At 44.0% G+C, this 6,231-nt stretch carries 3 protein-coding genes; all 3 read left to right on the top strand.

The window, feature by feature from the left end; genetic code table 11:
- The first annotated feature begins 60 nt into the window (after positions 1-60).
- The 3 genes from BUA16_RS01285 (at position 61) to BUA16_RS01295 (ending at position 5,886) form a co-directional block, all read left to right on the top strand.
- The gene (locus BUA16_RS01285; RefSeq protein ID WP_072762821.1) at positions 61-1,188 is read left to right on the top strand and encodes an efflux RND transporter periplasmic adaptor subunit; all 1,128 of its coding nucleotides are present in this window, start codon (positions 61-63) and stop codon (positions 1,186-1,188) included.
- 20 nt (positions 1,189-1,208) lie between these two features.
- Positions 1,209-4,352, top strand: coding sequence for an efflux RND transporter permease subunit (locus BUA16_RS01290; RefSeq protein ID WP_072762822.1), 3,144 nt, complete (start codon positions 1,209-1,211; stop codon positions 4,350-4,352).
- Positions 4,353-4,473: 121 nt separating this feature from the next.
- Positions 4,474-5,886 carry an efflux transporter outer membrane subunit gene (locus tag BUA16_RS01295; protein WP_072762823.1) on the top strand — a complete coding sequence of 471 codons (1,413 nt, stop codon included), beginning with the start codon at positions 4,474-4,476 and terminating at the stop codon, positions 5,884-5,886.
- Positions 5,887-6,231 lie beyond the last annotated feature (345 nt).

Genomic DNA, 6,231 nt, shown 5'->3' on the forward strand with positions numbered 1-6,231 from the left:
AACTCCGAAAAATGAAATGCGGATTTCATAAGACCTTTAAAAACCATTAAATATCTACAAATGAAAAGAATCATTAATTATTCATCTTTATTATTAGCGGCTTTCTTTATCCTTTCCTGTGGGGACGATAAGAATGCGCAAAACTCATCAGCTGCTAGGCCAGCCTTGCCATTCCCGGTGATTTCTGTGCCTACCCAAACGGTAACATCGTTTACCACCTACCCAACGAATATAGAAGGTATTGTAAATAGTGAGGTCCGTGCAAAAATAACAGGTTATATCACCGAAGTATTGGTAGATGAGGGAGAAAAGGTACGCAAAGGACAGCCTCTTTTTAAACTAGAGACCCAATCTATGAGTCAAGATGCAGCGGCCGCAAAAGCGAATGTGAATGCTGCCCAGGTAGAAGTAGACAAGCTAAAGCCATTGGTTGCAAAAAACATTATCAGTCAGGTGCAATTAGAAACGGCCAAGGCAAAACTACAACAGGCGAGGAGTAGTTATAACAGTATTGCCGCCAATATAGGCTATGGTACTATTGTAAGTCCGGTAGATGGTTATGTGGGTACAATACGCATGCGTACCGGAGCATTGGTGAGTCCGACGAACCAAAATCCGCTTACCGTGGTATCCAATACCAGTAAGGTATACGCCTTTTTTTCCATGAATGAAAAAGAATATCTGAACTTTATACAAAATGCATCGGGAACTAGCAAAGAAGAAAAAATCGCCAATTTTCCGGAGGTAAGCTTGGTTTTGGCCAATGGGAAGGAATACGACCAAAAGGGGATCATAGAAACCATTAACTCTCAGATAAACCCCAATACGGGAACGATTACCTTCAGGGCCCTTTTTGACAATTCTAATGGAATGTTGAACAATGGAAATAGTGGCACTATAAAAGTTCCTTCGGTATACGAAAATGCCATCGTGGTGCCCCAGGAGGCTACTTTTGAACAACAAGGAACGAGATTCTTATATACTGTTTTGGAAGACAACACCGTATCGGCACAGCCTATTACCATAAAGGCAAGTGTAGACAACCTATTTGTGTTAGAATCAGGGTTGCCAAAAGGGGCTACTATTGTTTCTAAAGGCGTAGGAAAGCTTAGAAATGGAAGTGCTATCACCCCTCAAAAGATAGACTTTGCAGGAACGACCCAGCTTATAAAAACGGAGTTTCAATAATCAACAAATAGTAAGAAACGATGCTTAAGACTTTTATCACGCGTCCCGTATTATCTACGGTGATCTCAATTATAATTGTGATTTTGGGAGTATTGGGATTACGATCCCTTTCGGTAACCCAATATCCGGATATTGCCCCACCTACCATTCAGGTAACGGCCAGTTATCCTGGCGCCTCCGCGGCGACCATTTTGGAAAGTGTTATTATTCCAATCGAAGAACAAATTAATGGGGTAGAGGGAATGACCTATCTTACCTCTACAGCTACCAATAACGGAACTGCTGCCATCACCGTATATTTTAATCAGGATGTCGATCCGGATATTGCTGCGGTAAACGTACAAAACCGTGTTGCCCGTGCCAATCCCTTATTGCCACAGGCAGTAAGGCAAACGGGGGTACTTACCCAAAAGCAACAGACCAGCGCCTTAATGTTCCTTAGTTTTTTCAGTACTTCGGAAGATTATAACGATGTTTTCTTGCAGAATTATCTAAAAATTAATGTCGTTCCTGCCTTTCAACGAGTAGAAGGGGTTGGTGATGTAAATGTATTTGGAAGCAAGGACTACGCCATGCGTGTTTGGTTGCAGCCCAACAAAATGGCTGCCTATGGTTTGTCGCCTTCCGATGTTACCGCTGCCATAAACGAACAGAGCCAGGAAGCTGCCGCAGGTACATTCGGTGAAAACGATGGCGAGGCTTTCTCCTATGTAATTACGTACGACGGTCGTTACCGTACCGAAGAGCAATATGGCAATATTGTCGTAAAAGCCTTGGGCGATGGGGAATATTTGCGCCTAAAAGATGTTGCAAAAATTGAATTGGATGCACAGTCCTACGCTACTAGTGCCAATACCGATGGGCACCCTAGTGTGGCCCTGGCCATTTACCAGACCCCTGGTTCCGATGCACAAAAGATTATCGAAAATGTCAAGGCCGAATTGGAAGTTCTAAAAAAGGATTTTCCAGAGGGGGTAGACGTAGTAATTCCTTATGATACCAACGAATTCTTAAATGCCTCTGTAGAAAAAGTTACCCATACCTTAATAGAGGCCTTTATATTGGTCTTTATAGTAGTGTTTGTTTTCTTGCAAGACTTTAGGTCTACCTTAATTCCGGCCATTGCGGTTCCGGTATCTATTATAGGAACCTTCTTTTTCCTAAACCTATTTGGGTATTCTATAAACCTATTGACGCTTTTCGCCCTGTTATTGGCCATTGGTATTGTAGTCGATGATGCTATTGTAGTTGTTGAGGCGGTACATGCCAAGATAGACGAAGGAGCCAAGGATATAGAAAAGGCTACCATTGGGGCCATGAGCGAAATTTCCGGAGCTATTGTTTCTATTACATTGGTGATGGCTGCCGTATTTGTACCCGTTACTTTTATTACCGGTCCTACCGGAGTTTTTTATGAGCAATTTGGGGTCACCCTTATCGTGGCCATCCTTATATCGGCCGTGAACGCGCTTACCTTGAGTCCGGCCTTATGTGCGCTTTTGCTAAAACCGCATAGTGAGGAAGAAAAGAAAAAAACCTATCTACAACGATTCTATACAGCCTTTAACGCTGGTTTCGATGCAACGATAAGACGCTATGGGCAGTCATTGGGCTTCTTGTACAAGAACAAATGGGTCACCGGACTAATTCTTATAGGCTCTGTAGTTGGAATTGTTTGGGTAGCGAACACCACTCCATCCGGATTTGTACCCGATGAGGATAGAGGGTTGGTATTTATCAACGTAGAATTGCCTCCAGGGGCATCTGTAGATAGGACTGCCGAGGTAAACCGTGAAATTTATAGCAAAGTTAAGGACTTGCCCGGGGTTAATGGGGTTACGCTTATTAACGGAATAAGTTTAATTAACGGTGCAGGGAACAACTACGGTCTAGGCTTTATTAAATTAGACAATTGGAACGATCGAAAGACCGACGATCTATCGGTGCAGGCCATTACCGCGAAACTATTCGGTATTGCCGCTACCATTCCCGATGCTAATATTATATTTTTCTCGCCTCCGAGTATTCCAGGATTTGGAAACGCTGCCGGGATAGAAGTGAACCTCTTAGATAAAACCGGTGGCAACTTTAGCGATTTGGACCGTGCCAACCAAGAGTTTATTGGGAAACTGATGCAGCGCCCAGAATTTAAGTATGCACAATCTTCCTTTAGTACCAAGTATCCGCAGTATAAGTTAGATATCAACGTGCCATTGGCAAAGGATTATGGTGTCAATATCAATAGTATATTTAATACGTTGCAAGGGTATATCGGTGGTATTTATGCGGCAGATTTCTCAAGATTCGGGAAACAATACCGTGTGTACATACAATCGTTACCAGAAAGCAGGTCCGAGTCTAAAGACCTAAACAGTTTATTTGTGAAGACCAAAAGTGGAGAAATGGCCCCTATTACGCAGTTTGTAAGTGTAGAAAGGGTATTTGGACCGCAATCGGTAACCCGTTTCAACCTATTTAATTCTACGAAGGTTTCTGCGGCCGTAAATCCTGGTTTCAGTACCGGTGATGCTATTGCTGCCGTAGAAGAAGTTTCTCAAGAGCTCCCTGCTAATTTTAGTACCTCGTATTCGGGACTTACCAGAGAAGAGATTAAGGCTGGTGACCAAACAACCCTAATCCTTATTTTGGTAGTTGTATTTGTGTACTTCTTGTTAAGTGCCCAGTACGAAAGTTACTTGCTGCCGTTAACAGTATTGTTTTCATTGCCATTGGGTATTTTTGGAGCCTTTATAACGACCAAATTGGCCGGCTTGGAAAACAACATTTATTTCCAGATCGCCCTGATCATGCTGATCGGACTCTTGGCAAAGAATGCCATTCTGATCGTAGAGTTTGCTATTCAGCGAAGGAAAAACGGAGAAAGTATTTTTGATTCCGCAGTAGATGGAGCAAAGGCTAGGTTACGACCAATTTTGATGACTTCCTTTGCCTTTATATTTGGCTTGTTGCCACTGGTATTTGCAACCGGAGTAGGTGCCGAAGGGAACCGAGCAATTGGTACAGGTGCTGCAGGTGGACTACTAATAGGTACCATTTTAGGGGTTTTCGTAATTCCAATCTTGTTTATACTATTCCAATGGTTACAGGAAAAGGTGAGTAGAAAACCAAAAAACCAAGAAGTAGAAATTACTGAAGAAGCCTAATAGTATGAAATGAGCATGACCGAATGTTTGTCGAAAAGACGAATTCAGCTATGCGCATTACATACCTGTACTGGGCGTAGCCGAAGCATGACCGTTAAAAAAAAACAATAAATATCTGCAGATGAAATCGACACGAATAACAAAATATATCATTATTGCCAGTATGCCCGTCCTTTTGGTATCGTGCTTCTCGGCAAAGGAATACGTCCAATCGGACGAAGCTGTCCTTCCCGAGGGAACGGCTACCTATAGAACCGATCAACTGTCGCAAGATAGTTTGTCCATGGCCGAGGTTTCTTGGCGAGAGCTGTTTACAGATCCCGTTCTGACCCAATATATAGAGAGGGGGCTAGAGAACAATATCGATATCCGCGTAGCCCTGCAGCAAATCGTTGCTGCCGAGGCCTATGCAAAACAGGCGAAGGCAGGCTATTTTCCTACCCTGTCTGCCAATGCGAGGTATACCCATCAGGAATTGGCAAAGAACAGTCCAATGAGCGCATTTATGGGAAGTTCTCAGGACCAGTACGAACTTACGGGCAACCTAGCTTGGGAGATCGATGTTTGGGGAAAGATCCGCAGTAACAAAAGGGCTTTTCAGGCTTCTTATCTGCAAACCGTTGCCGCGCACCAAGTGGTAAAAACCAGGCTTATTGCCAATATAGCATCGGTGTATTACCAATTGCTAACGGTAGACGAGCAGATTGCGGTTACCCAGGAAACCGTGGCGACCAGAAGAAATAGTCTAGAAACGACCAAGGCTCTTATGGAGGCCGGTACGGTTACCCAGGTAGGGGTAAAGCAAACAGAGGCACAACTATATACCGCCGAAGCTATTTTGGTAGACCTAAAGAATCAGGCCTTTTTGCTAGAAAACTCCTTGTCCATATTATTGGGGGAGTCTCCTAATAATAAAGAACGTGGTACCCTAGAAGAACAACAGATTACAACCGAACTGGTGGCCGGGGTACCGGCGCAGTTATTGGCGAACCGTCCGGATGTTATCGCGGCAGAACTGCAATTGCGTCAGACTTTTGAGCTGACCAATGTGGCAAGGAGTAATTTTTATCCAGCCCTGACCCTTTCGGCAGGTGGTGGTTTCCAAAGCCTAGAGTTCGATCAGCTTTTTAGTGCGAATTCCCTTTTTGCAAACCTGGTAGGCGGCTTGGCCCAACCTATTTTAAACGGCCGGAAGATCCGTACCCAGTACGAGGTGGCCAAGGTACAGCAAGAACAGGCAAGGTTAAACTTTAAGCAGGCAGTGCTTACGGCCAGTAAAGAAGTGTCGGACGCTATGTTTACCTTTAATACTGCCAGCGAGAAAATTGCGATCAAACAGAAAGAATACGATGCCTACGCCTTGGCGGCCGAGTATTCCCAAGAGTTATTGAACAATGGTCTCGCTAATTATCTAGAAGTATTGCGGGCTCAAGAAAATGTGCTCAATACCAATCTAGACCTGGTGAACGCCAAAAACAGACAGTTGCAATCCGTGATAGATTTGTACGCAGCACTAGGTGGCGGATGGAAATAAACCGAAAAGCATGGACAGCATAGTTCCTGCATAAGGGAATCGCAAGCCATGCAATTAAAATCTTTGGGCCTCATACTCGTTATGGGGCCTTTTTATTTCCCGTCATTTCATGCTGTGCACGGTGCTGTGCTTAGTAAAATCCGCCGCAAAGGATCAGGGCGGTAAAAATATAGGAGCGGCCCCTAGGTCTCGTTGAGGTGCACTCCTTATATATAGGTGTAGAAATTTGGGCGTTTCCCTAACGGGTCGTGCTTTCCGCTATATCTTTTTTAGGGGCTGTGCCCTCTAAAAAAGGATGCCGCTGCAATCCCTAACGCAGATTTCAATGAACAATTAGCAGGAAAC

Origin of the sequence: Arenibacter nanhaiticus (genome assembly GCF_900141935.1) — a bacterium.
Classification (GTDB): domain Bacteria; phylum Bacteroidota; class Bacteroidia; order Flavobacteriales; family Flavobacteriaceae; genus Arenibacter; species Arenibacter nanhaiticus.